The 24438-nt window shown below is 65.3% G+C and carries 27 protein-coding genes and 1 pseudogene; 12 read left to right on the forward strand and 16 right to left on the reverse strand.

Going from position 1 to position 24438, the window contains the following annotated elements; genetic code table 11:
* Positions 1 to 53: 53 nt before the first annotated feature.
* The 5 genes from ACVIIV_RS31820 to ACVIIV_RS31840 form a co-directional block, all read right to left on the reverse strand.
* A complete protein-coding gene (locus ACVIIV_RS31820) occupies positions 54 to 446 on the reverse strand; it encodes a FixH family protein (RefSeq protein ID WP_456747713.1) in 393 nt (130 codons plus the stop codon).
* A 102-nt stretch (positions 447 to 548) separates the two neighbouring features.
* Complete coding sequence (locus tag ACVIIV_RS31825) at positions 549 to 1004, reverse strand: hypothetical protein (protein ID WP_456747714.1); 456 nt, start codon at positions 1002 to 1004, stop codon at positions 549 to 551.
* A gap of 94 nt (positions 1005 to 1098) precedes the next feature.
* A complete protein-coding gene (locus ACVIIV_RS31830; protein WP_456747715.1) occupies positions 1099 to 2274 on the reverse strand; it encodes an MFS transporter in 1176 nt (391 codons plus the stop codon).
* Positions 2271 to 3632 (reverse strand): NAD(P)-binding domain-containing protein, encoded by a 1362-nt coding sequence (locus ACVIIV_RS31835; RefSeq protein WP_456747716.1) that lies wholly within the window; start codon positions 3630 to 3632, stop codon positions 2271 to 2273. Before ACVIIV_RS31835 ends, ACVIIV_RS31830 begins: the two co-directional genes overlap by 4 nt.
* Positions 3633 to 3680: 48 nt before the next feature.
* Complete coding sequence (locus tag ACVIIV_RS31840) at positions 3681 to 3998, reverse strand: ArsR/SmtB family transcription factor (RefSeq protein ID WP_100230259.1); 318 nt, start codon at positions 3996 to 3998, stop codon at positions 3681 to 3683.
* A gap of 117 nt (positions 3999 to 4115) precedes the next feature.
* Here ACVIIV_RS31840 and ACVIIV_RS31845 point away from each other — a divergent pair, with 117 nt between their 5' ends.
* Genes ACVIIV_RS31845 through arsC form a run of 3 tightly spaced genes read left to right on the forward strand, consistent with a single transcriptional unit; the run spans position 4116 to position 5574 of the window.
* Complete coding sequence (locus tag ACVIIV_RS31845) at positions 4116 to 4475, forward strand: ArsR/SmtB family transcription factor (RefSeq protein ID WP_456747717.1); 360 nt, start codon at positions 4116 to 4118, stop codon at positions 4473 to 4475.
* Positions 4475 to 5176 carry an aquaporin gene (locus ACVIIV_RS31850; protein WP_456748877.1) on the forward strand — a complete coding sequence of 234 codons (702 nt, stop codon included), beginning with the start codon at positions 4475 to 4477 and terminating at the stop codon, positions 5174 to 5176. Before ACVIIV_RS31845 ends, ACVIIV_RS31850 begins: the two co-directional genes overlap by 1 nt.
* Positions 5173 to 5574, forward strand: coding sequence for an arsenate reductase (glutaredoxin) (arsC, locus tag ACVIIV_RS31855; RefSeq protein ID WP_456747718.1), 402 nt, complete (start codon positions 5173 to 5175; stop codon positions 5572 to 5574). Before ACVIIV_RS31850 ends, arsC begins: the two co-directional genes overlap by 4 nt.
* A gap of 15 nt (positions 5575 to 5589) precedes the next feature.
* Here arsC and ACVIIV_RS31860 read toward each other — a convergent pair whose 3' ends face one another.
* From ACVIIV_RS31860 to ACVIIV_RS31870, 3 genes are all read right to left on the reverse strand, one after another.
* Positions 5590 to 6477 carry a DUF1259 domain-containing protein gene (locus tag ACVIIV_RS31860; RefSeq protein ID WP_456747719.1) on the reverse strand — a complete coding sequence of 296 codons (888 nt, stop codon included), beginning with the start codon at positions 6475 to 6477 and terminating at the stop codon, positions 5590 to 5592.
* A 459-nt stretch (positions 6478 to 6936) separates the two neighbouring features.
* Positions 6937 to 7698, reverse strand: a complete 762-nt coding sequence (locus tag ACVIIV_RS31865) for a hypothetical protein (RefSeq protein ID WP_456747720.1) — start codon at positions 7696 to 7698, stop codon at positions 6937 to 6939.
* 17 nt (positions 7699 to 7715) lie between these two features.
* Positions 7716 to 7904 carry a hypothetical protein gene (locus ACVIIV_RS31870; protein ID WP_036005903.1) on the reverse strand — a complete coding sequence of 63 codons (189 nt, stop codon included), beginning with the start codon at positions 7902 to 7904 and terminating at the stop codon, positions 7716 to 7718.
* A 254-nt stretch (positions 7905 to 8158) separates the two neighbouring features.
* On the opposite strand from ACVIIV_RS31870, the gene ACVIIV_RS31875 reads away from it, so the two are divergent.
* A complete protein-coding gene (locus ACVIIV_RS31875; RefSeq protein ID WP_456747721.1) occupies positions 8159 to 9136 on the forward strand; it encodes a DUF2336 domain-containing protein in 978 nt (325 codons plus the stop codon).
* Between the two features lie 181 nt (positions 9137 to 9317).
* Here the strand turns inward: ACVIIV_RS31875 and ACVIIV_RS31880 are convergent, their stop codons facing one another.
* From ACVIIV_RS31880 to ACVIIV_RS31890, 3 genes are read right to left on the reverse strand one after another with little or no spacing between them, the layout of a single operon-like run.
* Complete coding sequence (locus ACVIIV_RS31880) at positions 9318 to 9662, reverse strand: DUF1491 family protein (protein ID WP_456747722.1); 345 nt, start codon at positions 9660 to 9662, stop codon at positions 9318 to 9320.
* Between the two features lie 58 nt (positions 9663 to 9720).
* Positions 9721 to 10443 carry a peptidoglycan-binding protein gene (locus ACVIIV_RS31885; RefSeq protein ID WP_456747723.1) on the reverse strand — a complete coding sequence of 241 codons (723 nt, stop codon included), beginning with the start codon at positions 10441 to 10443 and terminating at the stop codon, positions 9721 to 9723.
* Positions 10436 to 12325, reverse strand: a complete 1890-nt coding sequence (locus ACVIIV_RS31890) for a PAS domain-containing sensor histidine kinase (protein ID WP_456747724.1) — start codon at positions 12323 to 12325, stop codon at positions 10436 to 10438. The genes ACVIIV_RS31885 and ACVIIV_RS31890 overlap by 8 nt, the downstream gene beginning before the upstream one ends.
* Positions 12326 to 12737: 412 nt before the next feature.
* Between ACVIIV_RS31890 and ACVIIV_RS31895 the strand changes: the two genes are divergently transcribed.
* Both ACVIIV_RS31895 and ACVIIV_RS31900 read left to right on the forward strand, forming a co-directional pair.
* Positions 12738 to 13178 carry a DUF5330 domain-containing protein gene (locus ACVIIV_RS31895; protein ID WP_456747725.1) on the forward strand — a complete coding sequence of 147 codons (441 nt, stop codon included), beginning with the start codon at positions 12738 to 12740 and terminating at the stop codon, positions 13176 to 13178.
* A 68-nt stretch (positions 13179 to 13246) separates the two neighbouring features.
* Positions 13247 to 13675 carry a SufE family protein gene (locus tag ACVIIV_RS31900; protein ID WP_456747726.1) on the forward strand — a complete coding sequence of 143 codons (429 nt, stop codon included), beginning with the start codon at positions 13247 to 13249 and terminating at the stop codon, positions 13673 to 13675.
* A 5-nt stretch (positions 13676 to 13680) separates the two neighbouring features.
* Here ACVIIV_RS31900 and ACVIIV_RS31905 read toward each other — a convergent pair whose 3' ends face one another.
* A complete protein-coding gene (locus ACVIIV_RS31905; protein WP_456747727.1) occupies positions 13681 to 14097 on the reverse strand; it encodes a MucR family transcriptional regulator in 417 nt (138 codons plus the stop codon).
* Positions 14098 to 14244: 147 nt separating this feature from the next.
* Positions 14245 to 15108, reverse strand: coding sequence for a DUF308 domain-containing protein (locus ACVIIV_RS31910; protein ID WP_456747728.1), 864 nt, complete (start codon positions 15106 to 15108; stop codon positions 14245 to 14247).
* A gap of 311 nt (positions 15109 to 15419) precedes the next feature.
* On the opposite strand from ACVIIV_RS31910, the gene ACVIIV_RS31915 reads away from it, so the two are divergent.
* Together ACVIIV_RS31915 and ACVIIV_RS31920 are read left to right on the forward strand one after the other, a co-directional pair.
* Positions 15420 to 17069, forward strand: a complete 1650-nt coding sequence (locus ACVIIV_RS31915) for an ArnT family glycosyltransferase (RefSeq protein WP_456747729.1) — start codon at positions 15420 to 15422, stop codon at positions 17067 to 17069.
* A 206-nt stretch (positions 17070 to 17275) separates the two neighbouring features.
* Complete coding sequence (locus ACVIIV_RS31920; protein WP_456747730.1) at positions 17276 to 18055, forward strand: class II aldolase/adducin family protein; 780 nt, start codon at positions 17276 to 17278, stop codon at positions 18053 to 18055.
* A 398-nt stretch (positions 18056 to 18453) separates the two neighbouring features.
* Here the strand turns inward: ACVIIV_RS31920 and ACVIIV_RS31925 are convergent, their stop codons facing one another.
* The 3 genes and pseudogenes from ACVIIV_RS31925 to ACVIIV_RS31935 form a co-directional block, all read right to left on the reverse strand.
* Positions 18454 to 19848, reverse strand: a complete 1395-nt coding sequence (locus tag ACVIIV_RS31925; protein WP_456747731.1) for a M20/M25/M40 family metallo-hydrolase — start codon at positions 19846 to 19848, stop codon at positions 18454 to 18456.
* 24 nt (positions 19849 to 19872) lie between these two features.
* Positions 19873 to 20141: pseudogene (locus ACVIIV_RS31930) on the reverse strand (hypothetical protein); the annotation flags it as partial.
* Positions 20142 to 20163: 22 nt separating this feature from the next.
* Positions 20164 to 21792 (reverse strand): helicase HerA-like domain-containing protein, encoded by a 1629-nt coding sequence (locus ACVIIV_RS31935; protein WP_456747732.1) that lies wholly within the window; start codon positions 21790 to 21792, stop codon positions 20164 to 20166.
* 335 nt (positions 21793 to 22127) lie between these two features.
* On the opposite strand from ACVIIV_RS31935, the gene ACVIIV_RS31940 reads away from it, so the two are divergent.
* The 4 genes from ACVIIV_RS31940 to folB all read left to right on the forward strand — a co-directional run bounded on the left by ACVIIV_RS31940 (position 22128) and on the right by folB (position 24380).
* Positions 22128 to 22493, forward strand: a complete 366-nt coding sequence (locus ACVIIV_RS31940; RefSeq protein ID WP_027572091.1) for a hypothetical protein — start codon at positions 22128 to 22130, stop codon at positions 22491 to 22493.
* 24 nt (positions 22494 to 22517) lie between these two features.
* Complete coding sequence (locus ACVIIV_RS31945) at positions 22518 to 22925, forward strand: DUF4332 domain-containing protein (protein WP_456747733.1); 408 nt, start codon at positions 22518 to 22520, stop codon at positions 22923 to 22925.
* A gap of 229 nt (positions 22926 to 23154) precedes the next feature.
* On the forward strand, positions 23155 to 24015 hold the full coding sequence (gene folP, locus ACVIIV_RS31950; RefSeq protein ID WP_456747734.1) for a dihydropteroate synthase: 861 nt from the start codon (positions 23155 to 23157) through the stop codon (positions 24013 to 24015).
* On the forward strand, positions 24012 to 24380 hold the full coding sequence (gene folB, locus ACVIIV_RS31955) for a dihydroneopterin aldolase (RefSeq protein WP_212369395.1): 369 nt from the start codon (positions 24012 to 24014) through the stop codon (positions 24378 to 24380). Before folP ends, folB begins: the two co-directional genes overlap by 4 nt.
* The last annotated feature ends 58 nt before the right edge of the window (positions 24381 to 24438 follow it).

Consider the following 24438-nt stretch of genomic DNA (forward strand, 5'->3'; position numbering starts at 1 on the left):
TCCATGTGAATGGGAAATAGAAGTTCGGGCGCCATCCGGCGGCGCCCGAAGGCTCACTTCGTCGCCTTGACGATGACCTTGCCGGTGACCGTCTCAGGCTCGCCCTGCACCTTCGCCGAGAGCGTGACCTGGTAGCGGCCGGCCATCGGCAGGTCCGTCCTAAAGGCGTAGACGCCCGGCTCCTTGGACGGCAGCGGCGCAACGGCCGATTCCATCTCGGCCATGCCGTCCGGGGCCATATCGACACGGGTCTTGAAGATGACCGCGTCCGGCACCGGCTTGCCGGTCTGCTTGTTGGTCAAGCGAATGGCGAGCGTGACGTCGTCGCCCTTCTTCATCTCGGGATTGACCGGCTCGAAAGCGTAATCGCCGGCACCCGCCAACGCGGCCGTTGCGGCGAACGAAAGGGTGGCGGCAACAGCCGCGGTGCTGAACCTGGAAAGCATCGTCCTGTCCTCATGAATTGATCTTCCGCCGTGACGCAGGAAGCGCGCACGTCAGTCATCGGCGCGCGCAGGCGTGCCGCGCGCGTCTTTGGCTTGGGGAGATCAGATTCGAGGAGGCCGGAAGGGAGGACTGCCGCCGCGGGAGGAGACGACCTGATCGGCGGGAATAGTGGTTTCCCCTGCCGCTACGGCAAGGAATTCGAAAGCCAGCGGACGGATGTCTGCGAGCGCGACGGTGCCGCCGACGCAGCAGAAGCCCATCCCGCATGTGTAGCCGGTGTCGGATCCCGTTCCCTTCATGTCGGGACAACAATCGTCCATCGACATATCGCCGCCGCCGCCCATCTGCATGGCCGCCTGCATGTCATCCGACGACATGGCGAGGCTGGACGCGGACGCGCCAGCCGGCAGCATCGCCAGGGATAGGGCGATGGCGAATGCCAGGATGGTACGGACGATCCGCATCAGATGTGCTTTTACCTTTTGGATACCTTTTGAGCCGCAGCGCAGCTTTCGTAGCATATTCCGCTGCCGAAAGCATTCTTTGATCGGGGTCAAGCATTCGTGACCGAGGCTTCGAGCACCGCGAGCGGCCCTTCGCGATCCCGGCCGCAAGCAGGTTCCCCACGCCCAATCGCCGTCAGGCCGAAGCTCAAGTCGTCTGATCCCCACGAAGCAGCAGAAGTGCGACAAACGCAGAGACCGAGGCCAGCGCGCTGATCCAGAGCGCGCTGCTGCCGAGATGCTCCACCAGCAGTCCCAGCGCAAGGGGCGCGAAGGCGCCCGTTGCCCTCGAAGGCAGCGAGATCATTCCGACACGCCTGCCGAACCCTATCGGCCCAAACAGCGCCAACGGCAGCGTGCCACGGGCAATGGTGATGATGCCGTTGCCCGCGCCATACAGCACCGTGAAGGCCGGTGCGAGCAAAGGGCCGCCCGCGACCAGCGCAAGCACGCCGATGGGGTTCATGAGCATGGCCAGCCTCGCCGACAGCAGCGGATGAAACCGGCCGAGCCATCCTGCTTCCAGAAGCCGGGCGCCGACCTGCGCGGGTCCGACCAATGCTCCTGCGAACAACGCCTGTGCCGGCGTGGCGCCGAACGCAACCAGCATGGTGGGCAGGATGGCCGAGACTCCGGAGCTGACGAAGCTTGCGGCCGCAAACATGTACGCCAGCAGCATCATTGCGAAGGTCTCGCTCTGGCGGCCGGATTGCTGGCTCGCGCCCGTGCTCGGTCCGGAGTCCTGATCCAATGGAGCGGCACGGGGCAGCGAAAGATTGAGCGGCAAGGCAAGACCGATGTGAATCACCGCCCATAGCTGGCAGGCCGCGCGCCAGCCGTACTCCGAAGCGAGCCACGTCGTCAGAGGCCAGCCGAGTGTGCTGGCGAAACCGGCGATGAGGGTGATGCCGGTGATCGTTCGTCGCGCATTGACGCCATAGATGCGCGCAAGCGTCGCGAACGCCGCTTCATAGAGCCCCATGCCCATGCCGATCCCGAGCAAGATCCAGGCTATGATCAGCACCGCTACGCCATGGGCCACGGACAGCAGCAGCAAGCCTGCGGCGAAAACGAGGTTCGAGACGGCAAGCAGGCTGCGCCCGCCGAACGTGTCGATGGCATGCCCAACCTTGGGACCAAGCAGGCCGGAGATGACGAGCGCTCCCGACAACGCGCCGAACACGTAAGTCGGCGCAAGACCGAGATCGCTCGCGATCGGCGCAGCCAGGATCGCAGGAAGATAGTAGCTCGACGCCCACGCGATGGTCTGCGCGGTGCCGAGCGCGATGACGACGGTGAGCGGGCCCGCAGTGCCTCGGCTCATGAGCAACCGCACCCCGCGCCGCCCGCCTTCCTGGCGGATTCATCGGCGGCACAGCAGGCCGAAGGTTCGGACTCGGCCGGACCGCCGCAGCATCCCGCTGCGCCGGCGGACTCCACGCCGCCACGTGTGCAGACGCCGGTCTCCGGCAGCACGAGCTCGACACGTGCCGCAGCCTCCTTGTCGCCGGCGATGTCGGCGACGATCGAGCGGACCTGCTCGTATCCGGTCGTCATCAGGAAGGTTGGCGCGCGACCGTAGGATTTCATGCCGGCCAAATAGAAGCCCGGCTCATCATGCGCGAGCTCGCGCGCGCCGTGAGGCCGCACCGTTCCGCAGCTATGCTCATTGGGGTCGACGAGCGGCGCGAGCGCAACGGGCGCCTCGATCGCCGGATCGAGCCGCAGCCGCAGCTCGGACAGGAACGAGAGATCGGGACGGAAGCCGGTCGACACCACCAACTGGTCCGCAACCATACTCAGCGCACCGCAGCAGGCGCCTGCCGAAATCCTGAGGCGTCCTTCGAACTCCGAAATATGGGTGACACCGAAGCCGGTCTCGACCGCAATCTTTCCGGCAGCCACGAGCGCGGCGAAGGTGGAGCCCAGCTCGCCGCGCACGACAAGCTTGTCGTTGCTGCCGCCGCCGAAGGCCTTTGCAGGGTCGCCGCCGCGCAGCAGCCAAACGGGCTTGGTGCCGGGCACCTCCTCGGCGAGCTGCGCGAGATCGATCAGCGTGCCTACCGCGGAATGACCGGCACCGAGCACGGCCACGGTCTTGCCTGCGTATCTGCCGCGTCCTCTGCCTCGCACATCCGGCATGCCGTAGGCGATGCGGTCGGCGCACTCGCCTTCGCCGATCGCCGGCAGACCGTTGCTGCCGGCGGGATTGGGCGAGAACCACGTGCCGGATACGTCGATGACGGCATCGGCGCGCAGCACCTCGTCGCCTTTGCCGTTCTGGTAGCGGATTTCGAAAGGCGCTTGGCCCCGCCCCTTCGTCGTCGCCTTGTCGAAGCCGACGCGGCTGATCGCCGTGACGCGGCTCGATGTCCGGATCGTCTCGCGCAGCGGCGTTCGCGTTGCCAGCGGCGCGAGATAGCGCTCGATCAGTTCGCCGCCGGTCGGATAGGAGTTTGGGTCTGGCGAATTCCATCCCGTCGGCGCAAGCAGGCGCGCGGCGGCCTTGTCGACGTTGTATTCCCACGGCGAGAAGAGCTGGACGTGCTGCCATTGCCGCACCGCGTGCCCGGCCTCGGGTCCGGCTTCGAGCACGACGGGGGACATGCCGCGTTCGAGCACTTGCGCGGCGGCTGCGAGGCCGACCGGCCCCGCTCCGATGATGGCTAGCGTCTTGTCCATTTCGAATGCTTCATCCTTCTAGAATTATGGAATGAATGACCAAATGACTCAGGCTGCCGTCTGGGCATCCTTGCATCCCGCTTCGTCCGCACAGCACTCCGCGACCAGGAAGTCGACCAGGCCCCGCATGGCGTCGAAATTGGCGTGGCAGATCAGGGTCGTCGATTCCCTGATCTGACTGACCAGTCCGACCGAGACCAAGGTCTTGATGTGGTGCGACAGCGTTGACGCCGGGATCTTCAGCTTGTCCTGCAAGCGGCCGACCGGCATGCCCGCGTGCCCGGCCCGAACCAGCGCCCGATAAATCTGCAGGCGGGTCCGATTCCCCAGGGCTTCCAGGCGTGCTGCTGCGTCGTCGATCTTCATGAGCGTCACGGTGCGCCCGTGCATATCGGTTGTCAAACGTTATTTCTAGAATATTCGAAATATGGAATGGCCGGATTTCAGGTTGACAGCGCCCAATAATTCCATAAATCTGGATATATGGAAACAGAACAAGCCGTCCTGGCGCTCGCCGCGCTGTCGCAAGCGACCCGTTTGGAGGCCTTCCGGATGTTGGTCAGACACGAGCCTGACGGCCTTGCGGCCGGCGACCTCGCGCGGCTGCTGGAAGTCCCGCAAAACACGCTGTCGGCGCATCTGTCGATTCTGAGCCGCGCCCACCTCGTGTCTTCCGAGCGGCGCAGCCGCTCGATCATCTACCGCGCCAATCTCGGCGAATTTCGCCACGTTGCAGTCTTCCTGCTGCGCGATTGCTGCGGCGGACGGCCGGAAGTTTGCGAACCCGTCGTCGAGACTCTGCAATCGTGCTGCTCGCCGAAACCCAGGAGGCGAGTCCGCTGATGGACAATTTCGATCTCTCGCGACGCCTCGCGGCCGAAGCGCTCGGCACAGGCATTCTCGTCGCCACCGTGGTCGGCTCCGGCATCATGGCGGAAACGCTGACCAAGGACATCGCTCTTGCGCTGCTCTGCAATACCTTGCCGACCGGCGCCATTCTGGTTGTGCTGATCACGGTGCTCGGACCGATCTCCGGCGCACACTTCAATCCCGCGGTGACCCTCGTTTTCGCCGGCAAGCGCGAGCTGCCAGCGAATGAGGCTGCGCTCTACGTTATCGCGCAAATCGCCGGCGGCATCGCGGGAACGGTGGCAGCGCATCTGATGTTCGGGCTGTCCGTGCTCGACCTCTCGACCAAAGTCCGAACCGGAGGGCCGCAATGGTTCGCCGAAGCGGTGGCCGCGTTCGGGCTGGTTGCGACCATCCTGGCGGGCATCCGGTTTCAGCGGACGGCAGTCCCCTGGCTGGTAGGCCTCTACATCACCGCGGCCTATTGGTTCACGGCTTCAACCTCGTTCGCCAATCCGGCCGTGGCCATTGCGAGGTGCCTGACCAACACGTTCTCCGGCATTCGTCCCGCCGACCTGCCCGGCTTCATCCTCGCGGAGCTGTGCGGAGCCTTCGCCGGCATGCTGCTGATGAACTGGCTGCTCGGACGCTCGCGCGCGTCCGCCTCAGCTGCAATTGCGGAGACAACCCGATGACCGTCACGATCTATCACAACCCCGCCTGCGGCACCTCGCGCAACACGCTGGCGATGATCCGGCAGAGCGGCACCGAGCCCGTCGTGGTCGAATATCTCAAGACGCCGCCCTCGCGGGACAGGCTCAAGGAGCTGATCGCGGCGATGGGCATTCCGGTCCGCGCGCTGCTGCGTGAGAAAGGGACACCCTATAAGGAGCTCGGCCTGGATGATCCCAAATGGACCGATGACCAACTCCTCGATTTCATGATCGCACATCCCATTCTCATCAACCGTCCGATCGTGGTGACGCCGAAGGGCACGCGCTTGTGCCGGCCGTCGGAAGCCGTGATCGATCTCCTGGACAATCCGGTCGGCCGCTTCGTGAAGGAAGACGGCGAAGTGGTCGAAGCCCGATAGGCCTGCTGCGCCCGATCAGCTTTTCGTGCTGGCGGTCTTGTCCAGCGCGGCACGCACGCCGCTCGCGAGCTTGATCGCATCGTCGTTGGCCCAGAAATGCATGAAGAACAGGCGCGGCTGCTCGTCCAGCATGTGGCTGTGCAGGGCCGTCACCGCGATCCCATGCGACCGCAGCGCCTTGATCACGGGGTTGACCTCGTCGCCGGTCAGCACGAAGTCGCCCGTGATCGCGGCCTTGCCGCCGCCGGTCGGCTGGAAGTTGACGGCGGTTGCAACGCCGAGCGGCCCGACCGGGCTCAACTGCATGCCTTGCTCGGTGACCGGATCGCGGCGGGGGACGTTGAACTGGTAGACGCCGCCGTTCGCCTGGCCCTTGACGCCGATGATCCGGTCGAGCTGCGCAGTGTCGAGATCGACGGCAGGCGGAGCGGCCGTCGAAGCCGGCGCCGACAGCGGCGTCTTGCTTTCGGCCAGCGCGTCCTTGATGGCCGCGGCGATCGCAACGGGATCACCGTGGCCGGCCACGTGCATGTAGAACGTCGCCGGGCTCGCGCCGAGCAGATGATTGTGCACGGCGGTGATCTCCAGCCCGTTCGCGATCATCTTCGCCATGACCGGGTTGATCTCGGATTCGAGCAGCACCAGATCGCCCATCGCCATGACACCGCCATGCGCGGGCTTGAACGCGACCCAGCCGCCGAGCGCCAGCGCCGGCTTGATGGTGACGCCGTCGAGCGTCACCGTGAGATCGGTCCGCGGAAAGCCGTAGCGATGCACGTCACCGGTCACGGCCGGCTTTCGCCCCAGCGTGTCGTCGACCTTCTGCCAATCGACGTCCTGCGCGTGAGCGCTTGCGATGAAGCAGGCGCCGATACCGATCAGCGCCGAGATTGTCTTGCGCATTGATCTACTCCCTCAAGCTTGGAATTCAGCCAGTCATTCACTTCTGCTCCTTGCCCTGACCGCCATTGTCGATGACGAGCCGCGGTGGGATGCCGGTATCAATGCGCTTCGGCGTGGCCGCGCGCGAGTGAACCATCTCAATTTTTCTGGTGGGATCGGGGACGATGACATGCTGCGCCCTTGGTGATCAGGACGCGATTCTTGGGCATGTCGCCTCGCGGGGAGACCGCATATCCCCGACGCTTCGAATAGAAACCTGGCGAAGCGGGCTGTCAATCGGCCTATGACCGAGACACGAAGAGTTCACTCGTCGAACGGAACCGTTTCCGCGACACCGAGATGGTGACGCCTCGGCGCGACAGCGCCGTTGGCGGACACGTTCAAGGATCTTGTTGGCAAGTTCCAAAAGCAGCGCAGGCCCGATCGGACCGGGCACCTGCGCGACAAACGCAAGAAGCCCTACCCCTTCGAGATGACTGCGCGGCCGTAGGGCGGCTGGCCTGCGACCGGCGGATTGGCGGTCTGGGCGGCGAGTTCGCCGATCAGGCGGTCGGCGTCGGCGGCCATGCCGTCGGGGGCCTGGATCACCAGGCGTTCCAGCGCCCAGCGGTACGACGAGATGCGCTGCTCCAGGCACTGCTGCACCCACTGGATGATCAGCGAGTTCTCCTGCATGCGCGCGACCGCATCGTCCCTTTCCCGCGGAGAGAGTGCGGAGACGCGCGCCATGCTGGCATTGCGTTTCCGGTCGAGATCGATGACGCGGATCGCGCTGGCGAAGAACGGCTCGAAGCGGGTGATGTCGTTGCGGACGTCCTCGATCAGCTGCGCGTAGCGCGAGGAATGCGAGCGGTGCGGCTCGTCGATCAGCGTGCGCCCGTACATGGTGCGGTCGAACACGATCTTCTGCCGCCAGGGCGATGGCAGCGGCTTGTAGTCGCCGAACACGCTCTTCCATGCCGGGCGCGACAGCGGCGGCTCGATCATGGGATAGGCGAGATCGCGGAGCTGACGCTCTTCGTCGGTGAGCTGGAATTGCGAGGGCGTCAAGCCGACGCTGGAGGTGACCTCCGCGCCCAGCCAGCGATGCATGTCGTCGCTGCGCATGTCGGCGCGGGTGCGGCCGAAATCGCCGCCGCTGCAGGCGCAGAGCGTCGCGCCAAGCAGCGCAAGCAAGACGGCCGATAGGACAGGCCGGATCTGGCGGATGGAGTCCGGCATTCGCATGAAGCCGGATGTCAGCGACGGCGACGACGGCGCCCCGGCGCTGTGCCCTGCTCCGGCCCGCGATCGCCGCTGGTTTCGTCCGCCTCACGCTCGATGCGAATCACGGGAAGGATCAGGACCGTTCCCATGTCCGCGCGCGGAGCGACATCCCCCGACGAGCCCACCCGGCGACCGGCCGGAAATTCGATGATGGTCCCCATGTCAGCTCTCTTCAATTGCCGCGCGACCGAACGCGCCCCTGCAACATGCATTCATTAAGATCAGCTCATGGTTAACGGGGTGTAAACGCGCGCCGTGGACCGTAACCGCACGGGCGCGCCGCGCCGTCCCGTTGCGGCACGACAACGCCTTAAATTGCAAGGCCGGCTTCACGCCTCGTTTTCCTTAACGAGGCTTTAAAAGAACCTGCGCTAGGCTCGCCCCCAAGTATCTTTCCCGAGTTGCGTACGCCTCCATGACCAAGTCGCTGTTTCCCGGATTCGACGGGCTGATGAACCTGTCCCGTCGCGAAGGTGTCGACGTCCGTCCGACGCTGCTGCGCGTGCTGACCGACCTTTATGTCCAGACGAGCACCCACAGCGACGACGAGCAGCGGCAGTTCGTCGAGCTCGCCACGCGGCTGATCGACCAGGTCGACGATGCGACGCGGGCCGCCGTCAAGGCGCGCCTCGCGGTCTATCCGCAGACGCCCGTCCCGATCCTGCAGAAGCTCGGGCTGGTTGCGACCCAGGAAGGCCGCAGGGTTCCATTGGCCCGGGAGATCCCCACGCCGCCGCGCGCGCCCTCTCCGGCGCGCGTGCCGACCGAGGCCGAGCAGCGCATGGCCGCCGACATGGCGATGCAGCCGAAGGAAGCGGCCGAGATCCACGACATGTTCTTCCGCGCCGGCGCCGCCGAGCGCGCGCTGATCCTGCACAATCTCGCGCAGACCCCGCTGAAGGCCGCCCCCCGCATTCCGACCGCGCGGGCCAAGCGCGCGATCCAGATCCTGGAGATGGCGGCGATCGCGGGTGACGTCGAGAACTTCACCTTCGAGCTCGGCGATAGCCTGATCCTGCCCTCGCGCGTCGCAGCCCAGATCGTCGACGATGCCGGCGGCGAGGCGCTCGCGGTCGCCGCGCGCGCGCTCGACATGCCGAGCCCGGTCTTCCAGCGCATCCTGCTGTTCTTCAAGCCGGAGATCGGCACCTCCGTGAACGCCGTGTACCGGCTGTCGCGGCTCTATGACCGCCTCGGCGACCGCTCGGCGCTGGTAATGCTGGCGGCCTGGCGCGGCTCGACGCTCGCCGTCACCCGCGCAAAATACCAGCCGTCACTGCATGACGGCGAACGCCAGCGTGCGCGCGCGGGCGCGAGCCAGACGCGGCCGGGCGTGCAGCCGGGCTCCGCGCCTGCGGTGCGGAAGGGCACCGGTGGGTTATCGGACCGCTGATTTGCTCGTGCCCCGGACGCAGCGCAGCGCCTCCCTGGCGATGCGAAGCATCGTCCAGCGAGCGATGCGCTGCAGAGCCGGGGCCCATTTCACCGCATCGATTCATGCCGCTGTATGGGTCCCGGCTCTGCACGGCAACGCTGGCTGGTCGCCGCTTGTCCGGGACACGATGGGGCAGCGGTTACGCCTTCGCCAATTCCAGAAAATGCCGGCCCGCGCGATCCTCGGTCTCGACGATCCACGCGTCCGGATCGAAGCGGATTTCCCTGGTCAGCCGCTCCTCGATCGTGTGCTCCGGCAGAGCCTGCGGCGCGACCGGCACGAAGAGGCGATCGACGGGGCGGCCGTCGTCATAGACGGTCTGCGGTGCCGGCGCATACAGCATCGCATTGCCGTCGAGCAGCGACACCTTCACGAACACCGCGCCCGCCTCCTCGGCACCACGACGCCGCACGGCACCGAACACGCCCTCGGTCTGGCAGCGGCGCAAGTAAGCCGCCACCCAAATGTTGGATTTCAAACGCATGAATCGCACGATAGGCCAGTGCCGCCATCAGCACCAGCCTCGCACCCAACCGTGAGAATCATTCGACGGGATGGCCGATCGCAGCGGCAAGCTCGCGCAGCAGACGGTCGGACACTTGGCCGGTGACCTGCATCTTGTGCTCGCGCTCGAATTTCTGGATCGCGGACTGGGTCTCGCCGCTCATGGTGCCCGTGATCTTCAAATTGCCGTAGCCATATTCGGATAGCGCGCGCTGCACGCCCGCGATACGCCGCGCGGCCGGGCTCTGCTGCGCCGGAATCGGTGCCGGTGGACGGATCGCGGACGGCGGCGTCGAGGTCGCCGCCTTGACCAGATTGGTCATGGGATCATTGCCGGAGCGCGGCGTCGAGGCGGTCGCCTCGACGGGCTTTTCGGGCGCCTTCTCGGCGGCACGCTCGGCAGGCTTGGGCTCGACGCGGAACTCGGTCGCGCGCGGCTCGAGCGGCGAGGTATCGGCGCCGACGGGGCGCGGACGCGGCAACGGGTTCGACAGCGACACGGACGACGATGCGGGAAGATTGATCACCGTGCCGAACATCGGCGCGGGGTGCCGGCCGGTCTGGAGGAACAGCGCATTGGCAACGATCGCAGCAATCGCGGCGACGGCGACGAGGCCGGCCAGCGTATCCTTGGGACTGTGCAGCAGCACGCGCATCACGAGGTTGCGCTCGGTCTCGACATCGATGACCGCGGCCTTTGCGCCAGCCTTGGCGCCACGGCGGCGCGGAGCGGCTTCGTCCTTGGCAGACTTCTTAGGCACTTTTCTTCACCAGAGCGGGTTGGTCCTGAGACTGGTCGCGAGTTGGGTCTTGAAGGTCCTGGCGCAGCGCCGGCGCCGGCGCCAGCGTCGCGATCTTGCTCTCGCTCGTCTTCTCATTGGCCGGCTTGGCTTGCGGCGGCGTGTAGACGAGCGGCAGCTTGACGGTGACGGCGGTGCCCTCTCCCAGCCTGCTTTGTACCGTCAATTCACCGAGATGCAACGCCACGAGACTCTTGACGATCGAAAGTCCAAGGCCGGTGCCTTCGTGACGGCGCTGATAGGTCTTGCCGGCCTGGAAGAACGGCGCGCCGATGCGCTTGAGATCGTCGGGTGCGATGCCAACGCCGGTGTCGCTGATGCGCAGCGTCAGCTGCGAACCCGATACCCCGGCTGATACGCAGACCTGACCGCCACGCTCGGTGAACTTGATGGCATTGGCGACGAGGTTGAGCACGATCTGCTTGAATGCCCTGGGGTCGCCGGTCATGACGGGCAGATCCTGCGGCGCGTCGGTGACGAGGTCGATGCCGTTCTCCCGCGCCTTCAGCGCCAGCAGATTGCAGCAATGCAGCAGCGAGGCGCGCGGCGCGAACGGCTCGGACGCAATCTCGAAATTGCCCGATTCCATCTTCGACATGTCCAGGATGCCGTTGACGACCGACAACAGATGCTGGCCGGAATCGTTGATGAGCTGGGCGTATTCCTTGCGCTGGGCCGCACCCAGCATCAGGGTCTGCTCCTGCGCGATCATCTCGGAGAAGCCGATGATGGCATTGAGCGGCGTGCGCAGCTCGTGGCTCATTGTGGCGAGGAAGCGCGTCTTGGCCCCATCGGCCGCCTCGGCGGCGCTGCGCGCCTGATCGAGCGCCTGCTCGAAGAGCTTGCGGTCGGTGACGTCGCGCATCACGGCGACGACTTCGGCTTCGCGCATGGAATCACGATCAGTATCCCGGCGGCCCAGATCCTGGTCGAGCGGACGGCAGCGCATCTCGACCCAGATGAAATCGACCTGGCCGCGCTCGGAACCGACAGGCTCGCGCCGCAACCGGAACTCGACGCTGCGCACGTCGCCGCGCGCCGCGTCGGACAGTGCCGTGAGATAAGCCGGCCGATCGGCGACATGGACGCGGTCGAACAGGCCGTGGCCGAGCAGTTGCGCCACTTGCATGCCGAGCATCGCCTCTACCGCCGGCGAGATGAACTGCACCGCACCGTTGCGCTGATGCCGCGAGATGACGTCGCTCATGTTGCGCGCCAGCAGGCGGTAACGCTCCTCCTCGCGCGACAAGAGCGCGACGCTGGTGCGCGCGAGCGATTCCGCGCCGAAGGCGAGGCCCGCGGCATAGAGGGTCGCGGACGCAACGCCGAAGGCCATCAGCACGCCGCGCTCGGCCGCGCTCGGCTCCTGCACCGGCAGCCAACCGAGCTGGCTGATCAGGATCAGCATCCCGGCGCAGGACAGCGCGAGCAGCGAGGCGAAAGCCGCGACGCGGCGCGAGGCCGACAGCGCGGCTTCGAGGGGAACCACGACGAGCCAGACCGCGGCGAAGGATTCGATGCCGCCCGTCGTGACCGCGATCGCCATGATCAGGCCGGCGAGCGCCAGCGACGACAGCACATGCGCGCCCTCATAGCGGCCGGTGCGCGACAGGAACCAGGACAGCATGATCGGCGCGATCAGCCAGGCAAAAGCCGCGACCTCGATCGCGCTCGGCGCGCCGCGCATGGCGAGATAGACCGGGAATGCGGCAAAAGCGGCCAGGCTGCCGAGCAGCCGCGGTGCCATGAAGGCACGATGGCGCGCTCGCATCAGCGCATCGTAGCGCGCAGAGGGATGCAGCAGTGCATCGAGACAATCGCGGATGATACTCAAAACTGTCACGGGTCTCGCGCTTCGGCTCAATCGTCTTGAGAAGACGCGCCGGAACGCCTCCTTGTCGTTGAGCCACCGTGTCAGAGCGACCTTAAACGAGTGCTAAGGCGGCGCCGCGTGCGGCCGGACACCGCGTTATCGCGGAGCTTTTTAGACGATTTGGCGACGTCTTCGCTGCGGATGGTGAACACAGGGTTTCACCTTGCGCCGCATGGTTTCGAATTGGTGGATGCGGGGCGCGCCAGCAGAGTCACGGGCGCGGGCGTCAATCGAAAATTTACGAGACTGTCGCTTCCAAAGAATCTTGCGTCAATTTTCCGCGAATTAAGCTCAAGGCAATCACTTGCGATTTATCGAGGGTTGCTAGGTCCGACATCCGCGGAGATCGCCGCGGGCGGACTCTAACGGACAGGTCGATAAGATGCGCTTTCTGCTTCGCATCACATTCTGGCTCGGGCTGGTGCTGGTGCTCCTGCCGCGGGACAAGACGCCGGAATCGGAGAAGCTGCCGCAGATCGGTGCCGCCGACGCGGTGCAGGCTGCGACTGCGGCCGTCTCCGACATGACCCATTTCTGCAAGCGCCAGCCGGCGGCCTGCGAGGTCGGCGGGCAGGCCGCGACCATCATCGGCCAGCGCGCCCAGGACGGTGCGAAGAAGCTCTACCAGATCATCAACGACAAGAAAGAGCAGATCACCAACGACAAGAACGACGGCAACAAGAACGACAAGAAGGCGCCCGACCATACCGGCTCGATCGCAATGGCCGGCGAAGGCGATGCTGCCGCGAGCGAGGCGCCGCGCGATACCCTGACCCAGGACGACCTCGCGCTGGAATGGCGCGGACCTCAGGCCGCGAATTAGGGCTCAAACCCTATCGATTTCACGGCTTCGCGTCCCTATATTGGCCTTGACGGGAACTGTGGGCCAATATGACGACGATCGACGAAATCAGGGACAATTTCGAGCTTCTGGACGAGTGGGATGACCGCTACCGGTATGTCATCGAGCTCGGCCGTACCCTGGAACCGATGCCGGAGGCGGAACACTCCGCCACCAACAAGGTGCAGGGCTGCGTCAGCCAGGTCTGGCTCCAGAAGCTGGTCGACCGCAGCAATGGCGAACCGATCCTGAAATATCGCGGCGACAGCGACGCCCATATCGTGCGCGGGCTGGTCGCGATCGTGCTCGCGCTCTATTCGGGCCGCACGCCGCGGGAGATTCTCGATACCGACGCGATCGCCGTGTTCAACGAGTTCGGCTTTCGCGATCATCTGACGCCGCAGCGCTCCAACGGCCTGCGCTCGATGGTCGAGCGCATCAAGACCGACGCGAAAGAGGCGCTCGCGGAAGCTACATAGGAATCTTACTTCCGCTTCCGCTGCTGCTGCCCCAGGCCCATCTGCTTGGCCAGCCGCGAGCGCGCCACCGCATAGTTCGGGGCGACCATGGGATAGTCGGCCGGCAAGCCCCACTTCTCGCGATATTGCTCCGGCGTCATGTTGTACTGCGTGCGCAGATGGCGCTTCAGCGACTTGAAGCGCTTGCCGTCTTCCAGGCAGACCAGATAGTCGGGCGCGATCGATTTCTTCAGCGAGACGGCCGGCTTGGCCGGCTCGAGCGGCGCGGATTCGGTGCGGCCTGACGAGACCCGCACCAGGGCGCCATGCACCTGGCTGATCAGGTTCGGAATCTCAGCCGCCGGCGTCGGATTGTTGCTGAGATAGGCCGACACGATGCTCGCGGTCAGCTCGATGAAATTCTTCGCCCCCGCATCCGACATGCGCCCGTCCCTTCTCCAGCTTGCGCCTCACGGGATTGACGACACCAAAGTATTCCGTGTCAAGAATACATTCGCATGAAATAGGACAACTGACGACGATGCGCTGATTACTGGTGAACGGCGCCGCTTTACTTGGGCGCGGCGGCCTCAACCGCGCTGGTCGAGATGGGCACGGAGCTCGTCGATCGAGGCAAAGCGCATCATGCCTTCCGGCATCTGCGCCTCGATCGAGCCGTCGGAATAGAGCGAATAGGCCATGCCGTCGACGACACCGGATTTGAGCACGGTCACGGGTGCCGGCTCGACAGGCGGCGGCGCTTCGGGCGCAGGCGGTGGGGCGGCCCCCGCGAAGGTCGATGGGGAGCGCGGCGGCGAAGGGCGCGGGGCGGCCGGCGGCTCCGCCGGGCGCATACGGTCCGGCTTCGGCCAGGCAACGTCAAAGCTCGCGGGCGGAAAGTCCGGGGCCTTACCGGGCTCCGCAGGCGGCTGCGGCGGCACACCTTCGGTGGTCTTCGCCTCCGCGCGCTCGCGCTCCTTGCGCGAGGTCGAGGCGAACAGCAGGTTGCGCCGGCGCGGCGCTTCCGGAGCGGCGGGCGGCGTGGGAGCTTCCGGCTCCTGCGATCCCTCGGCGCGCGGACGCTCGCGCGCAGCAGCTTCGCTCTGCCACGGCGGCGGACTTGCGGACGGTGGCGGCGGCGCCGGCTCGATCCTCGCCGCCGCAGCGGGCACCGGCTCGGGCGCGACCGCGCCAGGCACGGCGAGGCCCGGCAGCACGGGCCTGACCCGAACCTCGGACGGCGCGACCACAGCGGCCAGCCGGCGAGCGATGCTCTTGAGCTCAAGCAGCACCAGATGCAGGCCGACCAGTAACAATCCGGAGCAGACGCCAATGGTGCCGGCGATTATGAGAGTCCCACCGAGGCTGAATTCCCTGATCGTCAGGCCGAAAATGATCGCAAGGAGACCCGCCAGGACGGCGCAAATCCCCACGATCAACAATGCCAAATTCATCGAACCACCCCCGGCCGCGCATCCGCACGCGACAACCGCTACGCCACAATACCGTCATACGATGTTCCGCGCCAACGGCCAATTCTAGGCAGTGTTCCTAAAGGGAAGGAAATCAGGGACTTATTCACATTCCCTTCAGCTCCGGCTCGCTACTGCTAGGCTGCTCTCAAGTAACCGGAATTGCTGCGTCGCATCAGGAATTTAGCCATAATGCCCAATTACTTGGTAATGGAACTGCGCTATACGGAGTCCGGGGTTGAGGCCCGCGCGCACCAGCAGGGCCAAGAGGGGATTCCGGGGCACCGATAGCCATGACATCCATCACGACTTCGGCGATCGACACGCCCTTACGGCGCTCGGTCGAACGGACTTGCGACGATCTCGCCATGCTGGTGCTGGCCGCGGTCGCCGTCATTGCAGGCTTGACCTTCCGCGACTACGGGCTCGGCTGGGACGACTACACCCACGCTGAATACGCCGACCTGCTGCTGCGCATGTTCGGTTCCGGCTTCAAGGACACCGCGGCGCTCTCCTTCGCCAATCTCTACATGTATGGCGGCGGCTTCGACATGGTCGCGGCCCTGCTCCACAAAGTCATTCCGCTCGAGCTGTTCGAGACGCGCCGTCTGGTCGGCGCCGTCGTCGGCGTCATCGGGCTTGCCGTGACCTGGCGGCTCGGCCGCCGCGTCGGCGGACCGGTCGCAGGCCTCGCGGCGCTGCTCCTGCTCGCGCTCTGCCCGATCTTCTACGGCCACATGTTCATGAACCCGAAGGATGCGCCCTTCGCGGTGGCCATGATCATCCTGATGCTCGGCCTCGTCCGGCTTGTCGAGGAATATCCGCAGCCGTCGCCGCGCACGATCCTCATCGTCGGCTTAGGGGCCGGCCTTTCGCTGGGCTGCCGCGTTCTCGGCGGGCTTGCACTGGTCTACGCCGTGCTCGGCTTCATGCCGCTGTTCCTGGAGGAGTTGCGCACTGAAGGTGTGCGCGAGTCGGTCCGCCGCTTCGCGCTCGTCGTTTATGTGCTGCTGCCCGGCCTCGTGCTCGGCTATCTCGTGATGGGCCTGATCTGGCCGTGGTCGATCATGGAGCCCGGCAATCCCTTCGAGGCGCTGACCTACTTCTCGCATTTCTTCGAGAAGCCGTGGAAGGAGATGTTCGACGGCGCGATCGTGTCGGTGCCCGACATGCCCTGGTCCTATCTGCCGACGCTGTTCGCACTCCAGCTGCCCGAGGTGATGCTGGTGCTGATGGCCGGCGCGGTGTTCAGCACCTTCGCCATGCTGCCCCGACGCGAGGTTCCGGCGCGCCGCAAGACCATCCTCTTGATGCTGACGCTGGCTGCGACCCTGCCGCTCGCGATCGCGATGCTGAAGCGCCCGGCCCTGTACAACGGCATCCGCCATTTCGTCTTCGTGATCCCGCCGATGGCGGTGCTCGGCGGCGTCGCTTTCGCCTGGGCCATGGAGCGCCTGCGCGCCAATCACCGGACCTGGCAGCCGGTCGTGCTCGCCACCTTCTGCTTTGGCCTTGCGCTGTCGCTCGCCGAGATGATCCGGCTCCACCCCTATCAGTACACGCATTTCAATCACATCGCGGGCACCGTGCGCGGCGCCGACGACCGCTTCATGCTGGACTATTGGGGTCTCGCCTTGAAGCAGGCCTCCGACGAATTGCGCGAACAGCTCGTCGAGCGCCAGGAAGTGCCGCCGAGCAATCGCAAATGGAAGGTCGCGGTGTGCGGTCCGCAGCGCCCGGCCCAGGTCGCGCTCGGCCCCGACTTCACCATCGGCTGGGATTCCAACGCGGCCGATTTCGCCATGACGCTCGGCGAGTTCTACTGCAAGGGCCTCACCGCGCCCGTCATGGTCGAGATCAAGCGCGACGACGTGGTGTTCGCCCGCGTCTACGACATCCGCGGCCGCGGCATCTCCAGCCTGCTGTCGATCCCGGCGCCGTAGTAATTTTCTCTCGAGCGTAGCCCGGATGCAGCGCAAGCGAAATCCGGGATCAAGCGTCCCGCATTGCGCCTCCGCCTTCGCTCTTCGAGCTACGGCGGAAGCTCCATGCGGGCTACGCGCGACAGCCACGCTCCCTGCGCCTTGCCGTCAACCCGGCTCCAGACTACGCTCCTTCCCCGCAACAACGAGGTTCGGAGAGAATTGCCATGTCGCCAGCGGAAGCGCGCCTGAAGGAAGTGCCGTCGAACATGACGGAGGCGGAGTGGCAGCAACGGGTCAATCTCGCCGCCTGCTATCGCCTGGTCGCGCTGTACGGCTGGGACGATCTGGTCGACACCCACATCTCGGCGCGCGTGCCCGGTCCCGACCATCACTTCCTGATCAATCCTTACGGGCTGATGTTCGAGGAAATCACGGCCTCCAGCCTCGTCAAGGTCGACCTGCACGGCAACCAGCTGTCCGAGAGCGAATACAGCATCAACCCGGCCGGCTTCACCATCCATTCGGCGATCCACGAGGTGCGCGAGGACGCGATCTGCGTGCTGCATCTCCACACGCTCGACGGCACTGCGGTGTCGAGCAGCGCCGAAGGGCTGCTTCCGCTGAACCAGACCGCCCAGCTCGTCACCCACGATCTCGCCTATCACGACTATGAAGGCATCGCGCTCGACCACGACGAGCGGCCGCGGCTCCAGAAGGATCTCGGCGATCACAACCACATGCTCCTGCGCAACCACGGCACGCTCACGGTCGGCCGCTCGGTGGCGTCCGCGTTCGAGCGCATGTATCATCTCGAGCGCGCCTGCTCGATGCAGGTGCGCACGCGTGCGCTGGGCACGCCGGTCTATCCGGTCGACGATATCGCGATCGAGAAGAACACCGAGCTGCTCGCCAACCGCGACCGCGCCGAGCTGCGCGCCACCACCCTCGTGTGGCCGCCCTTGCTGCGCAAGCTCGACCGCGAGCTTCCAGGCTACCGGTCTTGAGATTTTCGCGATTTCGTGTAAGGTAGTTCTCGAACTACCTCTGCACGTTTTGGAATGAAACGCCGCCCAATTCCGGGCGGCGTTTTTATTTGGGCCGGCGATCACCATCACCGTCACCCCCGCGCAACGGCGGAGCCGTTGTCGCTGGAGGTGCTCGCCTCTTCGGCGAGCCTCGAAGGGCGACGGCCCGGCTGCATCGGGGCCGTGCATCCTTCGAGGCTCCCGATGGGGCGCTGCGCGCCCCATCACTCGCACCTCAGGATGACGGGAGGCGCAGTTCGGTCGTTGCAAGTTTCGGAGTTCATAGGGTGGGCAAAGCGCAGCGTGCCCACGTCTTCTCGCGCGATTCCGAATGGACGGTGGGCACGCTGTGCTTTGCCCACCCTACGGCACCGTGCCTACTTCACCTCCGCCAGCGCGGCGAGGATACGGGCCCAGGAGCGGATGCCTTTCTGGAAGCTCTGCAGGTCGTATTTCTCGTTCGGTGAGTGGATGTTGTCATCGTCGAGGCCGAAGCCGACCAGCAGCGAGTCGAGGCCGAGCGTGCGCTTGAAGTCGGCGACGATCGGGATCGAGGCGCCCGACCCCATCAGCACCGCCTCCTTGCCCCACTCGTCGGCCAGGGCCTTGCTGGCGGCGGCGAGCGGCTTCATGGTCCAGTCGAGCGCAACCGCGGGTGCGGCGGAATGGTCGCCGAACTCGACCTTGCAGTCGCCGGGAATCCGCGCCGTCACGTAATCACGGAAGGCTTTGCGGATCTTTTGCGGGTCCTGGCCCTCGACCAGACGGAACGAGACCTTTGCCGAGGCATGCGACGGAATCACCGTCTTGGAGCCCTCGCCGATATAGCCGCCCCAGATGCCGTTGACGTCGCAGGTCGGACGCGTCGAGGCCTGCTCGACCAGAAGCCTGCCCTTCTCGCCGGCCGGGAGCGACAGCCCGACCGGCTTGAGGAAGATCTCGGGCGTGAAATCGAGCTTCTTCCACTGCTCCAGGATCTCGGGCGGCGTATCCTTCACGCCGTCATAGAAGCCGGGGATGGTGATGCGATTGTCGTCGTCGAACAGGCCGCCCAGAATTTTCGTGAGCAAGCGGATCGGATTCATCGCGCTGCCGCCGAACACGCCGGAATGCAAATCGCGGTTGGCCGCGGTGATCTTCAGCTCTTCATAGAGCAGACCGCGCAGCGAGGTCGTGATCGCCGGCGTGTTGCGGTCCCACATGCCGGTGTCGCAGACCAGCACATAGTCGGCCTTAAACTCGTCCTTGTTGGCCTCGATGAAGGGCACGAAATTCTTCGAGCCGACCTCCTCCTCGCCTTCGATCAGGAAGGTGATGTCGATCGGCAGCGAGCCCGTCACCTTCTTCCAGGCGCGGCAGGCTTCGACGAAGGTCATCACCTGGCCCTTGTCGTCCTCAGCGCCGCGCGCGACGATGATCTTGCGGCCGTCGGCATGATCCGTGACAACGGGCTCGAACGGCGGACGGTGCCAAAGCTCGAGCGGATCGACCGGCTGCACGTCGTAATGGCCGTAGAACAGCACGTGCGGCCGCCCGCCCGCTCCGGTCTTGCCGACGACGGCGGGATGGCCCGCGGTCGGCCTCACCTCGGTGGCAACACCGAGGCTGGCGATGTCCTTGGCGAGATGCTCGGCCGCTGCCTTGCAATCATCCGCAAAGGCCGGATCGGCCGAGATCGACTTGATCCGCAACAACGAGAACAGGCGCTCCAGGCTGTTGTCGAAATCCTTGTCGATGTGGTCGAGCACGGATTGGAGCTGCGCATTGGCCATGATTGCGATCCTGATTGTTGGGTCTCAAGAGGTTTCGGGTTTTAGCGCCGGAGCGGCCTCGGGGCCAGCCGCGATCGGGGGATGCCTGATGTGCCAGGCGAGGCACCCTGCGAGGACGGCGGTCGCAGCGAGGTTGTTGCCCCAGGCGTGGATGACAGTGGGAAACCACGGCAGCGACAGCGGCACGAGGATGCCGGCGGCACCCAAGGCGAGCCAGGTTCCAGGCGCACATGCGCTCGCGCATCGAAGGCGGCGCGATGCATCAGCACCGCGATCGGGAAGAACAGCCACATGCCTTCCCGCCGGGCGTTCTGCCTACCGCCGCAGCAATCCGCCGAGCGCGCCGCGGACCAGCGTGCGGCCGATCGAGCCGCCGAGCTGGCCACCCACCGACTTGCCGATATTGGCGGCCATTCCGCCGATCACCTGGTTGGTGACCGATCGCGTCACATCCCGCGCAATGACCTGGCCCGTCGACAGACGGCCGCGCTTGACGTTGGTGCCGAAGATGGTGCCGACGATCGAGCCCAACTGCCCGAGGATTCCGCCGCCTGCGCCGGCTCCACCATTTTGTGCGTCCGCAGGCGCAGCCGTGCCGGCCACGCGCTTCTGCAGCATCTCATTGGCGGACTCACGATCCACCGCCGTATCGTATTTGCCCTTCACCGGGCTCCTGCTCATGATCGCCTTGCGCTCCTCGGGCGTGATCGGCCCGATCCGCGCCGTCGGCGGCCGGATCATCACCCGCTCCACCATCGAAGGCGTGCCGTTGCCCTCGAGGAAGGACACCAGCGCCTCGCCCTTGCCGAGCTCCGTGATCACCTTGGCAGTGTCGAGCTTCGGGTTGGGCCGGAAGGTCTGCGCCGCAGCGGCGACCGCCTTCTGGTCGCGCGGCGTGAAGGCGCGCAGCGCATGCTGCACGCGACCGCCCAACTGGGCCAACACCTTGTCCGGCACGTCGATCGGATTCTGGGTGACGAAATAGACGCCGACGCCCTTGGAACGGATCAGACGAACCACCTGCTCGATCTTGTCCATCAACGCCTTCGGCGCATCGTTGAACAGCAGATGCGCCTCGTCGAAAAAGAACACCAGTTTTGGCTTCGGCAGGTCGCCGGCTTCCGGCAGTTCCTCAAACAGCTCCGACAGCAACCACAACAGGAAGGTAGCGTAGAGCCTGGGGCTCTCCATCAGCTTGTCGGCAACCAGGATGTTGACGATGCCGCGACCGTCGCTATCGGTCTTCATGAAATCCTTCAGCTCCAGTGCCGGCTCACCGAAGAATTTCGTTCCGCCCTGGTTTTCCAGCACCAGCAGCTGGCGTTGAATGGTTCCAACCGTCGCCTTGCTCACATTGCCGAAGCTCTGCGCGGCCTTACGGATCTCGGCGAACGGATCTTCCTCAGCATCCTGTCCCTTCTTGCCGCTGGCGGGAACGATCGCATCCAACAGCGATCGCAGATCCTTCATGTCCAACAATGGCAGGCCATTCTCGTCCGCGACGCGGAATGCGACGTTGAGAACCCCTTCCTGCACCTCGTTCAGGTCGAGCATCCGCGCCAGCAGTAGCGGCCCCATTTCGGTGACGGTGGCGCGGACCGGATGTCCCTGCTCGCCGAACACGTCCCAGAACACGGTCGAGAACTGGTCCGGCTGAAACTTGAGACCCATTTCGCCGGCGCGCTTGAGAATGAAGTCTTTGGCCTCGCCGACTTCCGAGATTCCGGAGAGGTCGCCCTTGATGTCGGCTGCGAACACCGGAACACCGGCGCGCGCAAAACCTTCCGCCATCACTTGCAGCGATACGGTCTTGCCGGTTCCGGTTGCGCCCGTGACGAGGCCGTGGCGATTGGCGAGCGCCAGCGTCAGCCAAGCCTGCTCGTCTCCCTTGCCGACGAAAATCTTGTCGTCGGTATCGCCGAGCTTGCTGTCCTGTGCGGTCATTATTCTCTCTGATCTCTCTGCCGAGTTTCGCGTACTGAAACTCAAATGCACCAGTTCCGTAGTTTAGCGCATGTCGCGCACCGATTAAAACCGTTCAACGCGCCCAAGCATGCGACATTGTCGGACACAAACGGACGACTTCAGCCGAAAGTAGGAACGAGCCGTTCGCAACGCGGCAATTTTTCGCCGATTCGTTCTCGGCTCTTGCACGGCTGCAACACTTTTCGCGCGTTCGCGACGGCGCGTGCGTTCATCGCTTGAATTTCACGTCACACCGGCTCAAGATCATTTTTGAAGCAATACTCCGGCATCAAACCGGCTGAGGGGCGGGCCTTATGGACGAGCTGATCGGACGGCTGGCGGCAAACGCCAGCATAGATGGTGCTGTCGCTGAAAAGACCGTCGGCATTATCCTGGGCTTCCTCCGCAGCGAGGGTCCTTCCGATAGCGTGCAGGCCCTGATCGACCAAATCCCCGGAGCGGAAGCTGCGATCGAGGCGTCCAGGAGCGGCGGCGGGCTGTCGCGGCTGATGGGCGGCGGCCTGATGGCCGTCGGTACCCGCCTGATGGGCCTTGGGCTTGGCATGTCCGAGATTCAAAACGTCGCCCGTGAACTTTTCCGCTACGGGCGAGACAAAATCGGAGCGGATCAGATGGGCAAGATCATCGCGGGGACGCCGGGCCTCAGCCAATTCGCCTGAGCGACGCTTTTCATATCGAGCATCATGACATATCCGATCTCCGAGATTGAGGGCCTGCCGGCCTTTGCCGCCAACAAGTTGAAGGCGCAAGGAATCCGCACCACCGACGCGCTGCTCGAGGCGGCCTCCACCGTGAAGGGCCGCAAGGCGCTTTCGGCCAAGACCGGCATCAGCGAGCAGCAATTGCTGGAATGGGCCAACGTCTCCGACTACATGCGCATCCCCGGCATGGGCAGGGCCAAGGTCGGCCTGGTCCGCGCCGCCGGCGTCACCACCGTGCGCGAGCTTGCCTATCGGAATCCGGCAAGGCTGGCGCAGAGCATGCGCGAAGCCAACGAGAAGAGGAAGCTCGTCCGCATCCTGCCTTCCGAGAAGTCGGTCGGCGACATCATCGCCAAGGCCAAGAAGCTGCCGCCGAAGATTACGTATTAGGTAGCCTCTCTCACCGTCATCCTGAGGTGCGAGACGTGCGGCGCGTAGCGTCGCACGGAGAGCCTCGAAGGATGCACGGCCACGCTGCCGCCGCATGGAGAGAGCCGGGCCGTTTATCCTTCGAGGCCTCCGCTACGCTTCGGCACCTCAGGATGACGGGGATAGAGCGGTGCTCATTCACCCCCTTCCCGTCTTGACTCCCCCTTCCCGACAGCGCAATGCCACGCGCATGAATGCCTCGCCCTCCCCTTCCGTCCCGCCGGCCGGCTCGGCCGGGATCGACGTGCTGCGGACGCTCGTGGGCCGGCCGCTTCCTGCGGTGATGGGCGTGCTCAATATCACCCCGGATTCCTTCTCCGACGGCGGCGCCTTCATCGCGCCCGCGCGGGCGCTGGAGCGGGCGCGGGCAATGATCGCCGATGGTGTCGACATCATCGATATCGGCGCCGAGTCCACCCGGCCCTATAAGGGCGCCCGGCCGGTCACGGCGGCGGAAGAGCTCGCGCGGCTGAAGCCGGTGCTGTCCGACGCGGTGGCGCTCGGTGTGCCCGTCTCGATCGACAGCATGAAGGCGGAGGTGGTGGCCTTCGCGCTCGACCAGGGCGCGGCGATCGCCAACGACGTCTGGGGCCTGCAACGCGACGCCGACATGGCGCCGCTGATCGCCGCAAGGGGCGCCCCTGTCATCGTCATGCACAACCGCGACTGCGTCGATCCAGCCATCGACATCGTTGCGGACATGAAAGCGTTCTTTCGGCGCTCGCTGGATATCGCAGCAAAAGCCGGCATCGCGCGCGACAAGATCGTGCTCGATCCCGGCATCGGCTTCGGCAAGACCGCCGAGCAGAGCATGATCGCGATGGCGCGCTTACGCGAGCTCGACATGTTCGGCCTGCCGATCCTCGTTGGCGCCTCGCGCAAGCGCTTCATCGCCTCGGTGTCCCCGTCGGAGCCATCGGAGCGGCTCGCCGGCTCGATCGCGGCACATCTGATCGCCGCCCAGCGCGGCGCGAAGATCATCCGGACCCATGACGTCGCCGAAACCCTGCAGGCCCTGCGGGTGGCGCATGCCATCGAGAGCAAGCAATGACCGATACGATCTTCGTCACCGGCCTGTCGATCCATGCCCGCCATGGCGTGATGGATCACGAAACCGAAGTCGGCCAGCGTTTCGTCATCGATCTCGAACTCTATACCGACCTGTCGGAGCCGTCGCGCAGCGACCGGCTCGCGGACACGGTGTCCTACGCCGAAGTCGTGGCGACGACGACGGCGGCGTTCAAGAACACCAATTACAAGCTCTTGGAGCGCGCGGCCGGCGCGGTGGCCGATGCCATCCTGTCGCACTTCCCGCGCATCCGCGCCGTGAAGGTCACGGTGCACAAGCCGCACGCGCCGATCGCCGCGATCTTCGACGACGTCGGCATCATGCTGACACGCTCGCGGCATCCCTGATGGCGAGTGGCCCGATCCTGACATTCGCACGGACTCGCGGAGCCACGTTTGCGAATGT

The organism is Bradyrhizobium sp. USDA 4354 (genome assembly GCF_054060315.1).

Coding starts and splice junctions, on each gene's coding strand:
- ACVIIV_RS31820 (WP_456747713.1), bottom strand. CDS start 446: ATGCTTTCCAGGTTCAGCACCGCGGCTGTTGCCGCCACCCTTTCGTTC.
- ACVIIV_RS31830 (WP_456747715.1), bottom strand. CDS start 2,274: ATGAGCCGAGGCACTGCGGGCCCGCTCACCGTCGTCATCGCGCTCGGC.
- ACVIIV_RS31835 (WP_456747716.1), bottom strand. CDS start 3,632: ATGGACAAGACGCTAGCCATCATCGGAGCGGGGCCGGTCGGCCTCGCA.
- ACVIIV_RS31840 (WP_100230259.1), bottom strand. CDS start 3,998: ATGAAGATCGACGACGCAGCAGCACGCCTGGAAGCCCTGGGGAATCGG.
- ACVIIV_RS31845 (WP_456747717.1), top strand. CDS start 4,116: ATGGAAACAGAACAAGCCGTCCTGGCGCTCGCCGCGCTGTCGCAAGCG.
- ACVIIV_RS31850 (WP_456748877.1), top strand. CDS start 4,475: ATGGACAATTTCGATCTCTCGCGACGCCTCGCGGCCGAAGCGCTCGGC.
- arsC (WP_456747718.1), top strand. CDS start 5,173: ATGACCGTCACGATCTATCACAACCCCGCCTGCGGCACCTCGCGCAAC.
- ACVIIV_RS31860 (WP_456747719.1), bottom strand. CDS start 6,477: ATGCGCAAGACAATCTCGGCGCTGATCGGTATCGGCGCCTGCTTCATC.
- ACVIIV_RS31865 (WP_456747720.1), bottom strand. CDS start 7,698: ATGCCGGACTCCATCCGCCAGATCCGGCCTGTCCTATCGGCCGTCTTG.
- ACVIIV_RS31870 (WP_036005903.1), bottom strand. CDS start 7,904: ATGGGGACCATCATCGAATTTCCGGCCGGTCGCCGGGTGGGCTCGTCG.
- ACVIIV_RS31875 (WP_456747721.1), top strand. CDS start 8,159: ATGACCAAGTCGCTGTTTCCCGGATTCGACGGGCTGATGAACCTGTCC.
- ACVIIV_RS31880 (WP_456747722.1), bottom strand. CDS start 9,662: ATGCGTTTGAAATCCAACATTTGGGTGGCGGCTTACTTGCGCCGCTGC.
- ACVIIV_RS31895 (WP_456747725.1), top strand. CDS start 12,738: ATGCGCTTTCTGCTTCGCATCACATTCTGGCTCGGGCTGGTGCTGGTG.
- ACVIIV_RS31900 (WP_456747726.1), top strand. CDS start 13,247: ATGACGACGATCGACGAAATCAGGGACAATTTCGAGCTTCTGGACGAG.
- ACVIIV_RS31905 (WP_456747727.1), bottom strand. CDS start 14,097: ATGTCGGATGCGGGGGCGAAGAATTTCATCGAGCTGACCGCGAGCATC.
- ACVIIV_RS31910 (WP_456747728.1), bottom strand. CDS start 15,108: ATGAATTTGGCATTGTTGATCGTGGGGATTTGCGCCGTCCTGGCGGGT.
- ACVIIV_RS31915 (WP_456747729.1), top strand. CDS start 15,420: ATGACATCCATCACGACTTCGGCGATCGACACGCCCTTACGGCGCTCG.
- ACVIIV_RS31920 (WP_456747730.1), top strand. CDS start 17,276: ATGTCGCCAGCGGAAGCGCGCCTGAAGGAAGTGCCGTCGAACATGACG.
- ACVIIV_RS31925 (WP_456747731.1), bottom strand. CDS start 19,848: ATGGCCAATGCGCAGCTCCAATCCGTGCTCGACCACATCGACAAGGAT.
- ACVIIV_RS31935 (WP_456747732.1), bottom strand. CDS start 21,792: ATGACCGCACAGGACAGCAAGCTCGGCGATACCGACGACAAGATTTTC.
- ACVIIV_RS31940 (WP_027572091.1), top strand. CDS start 22,128: ATGGACGAGCTGATCGGACGGCTGGCGGCAAACGCCAGCATAGATGGT.
- ACVIIV_RS31945 (WP_456747733.1), top strand. CDS start 22,518: ATGACATATCCGATCTCCGAGATTGAGGGCCTGCCGGCCTTTGCCGCC.
- folP (WP_456747734.1), top strand. CDS start 23,155: ATGAATGCCTCGCCCTCCCCTTCCGTCCCGCCGGCCGGCTCGGCCGGG.
- folB (WP_212369395.1), top strand. CDS start 24,012: ATGACCGATACGATCTTCGTCACCGGCCTGTCGATCCATGCCCGCCAT.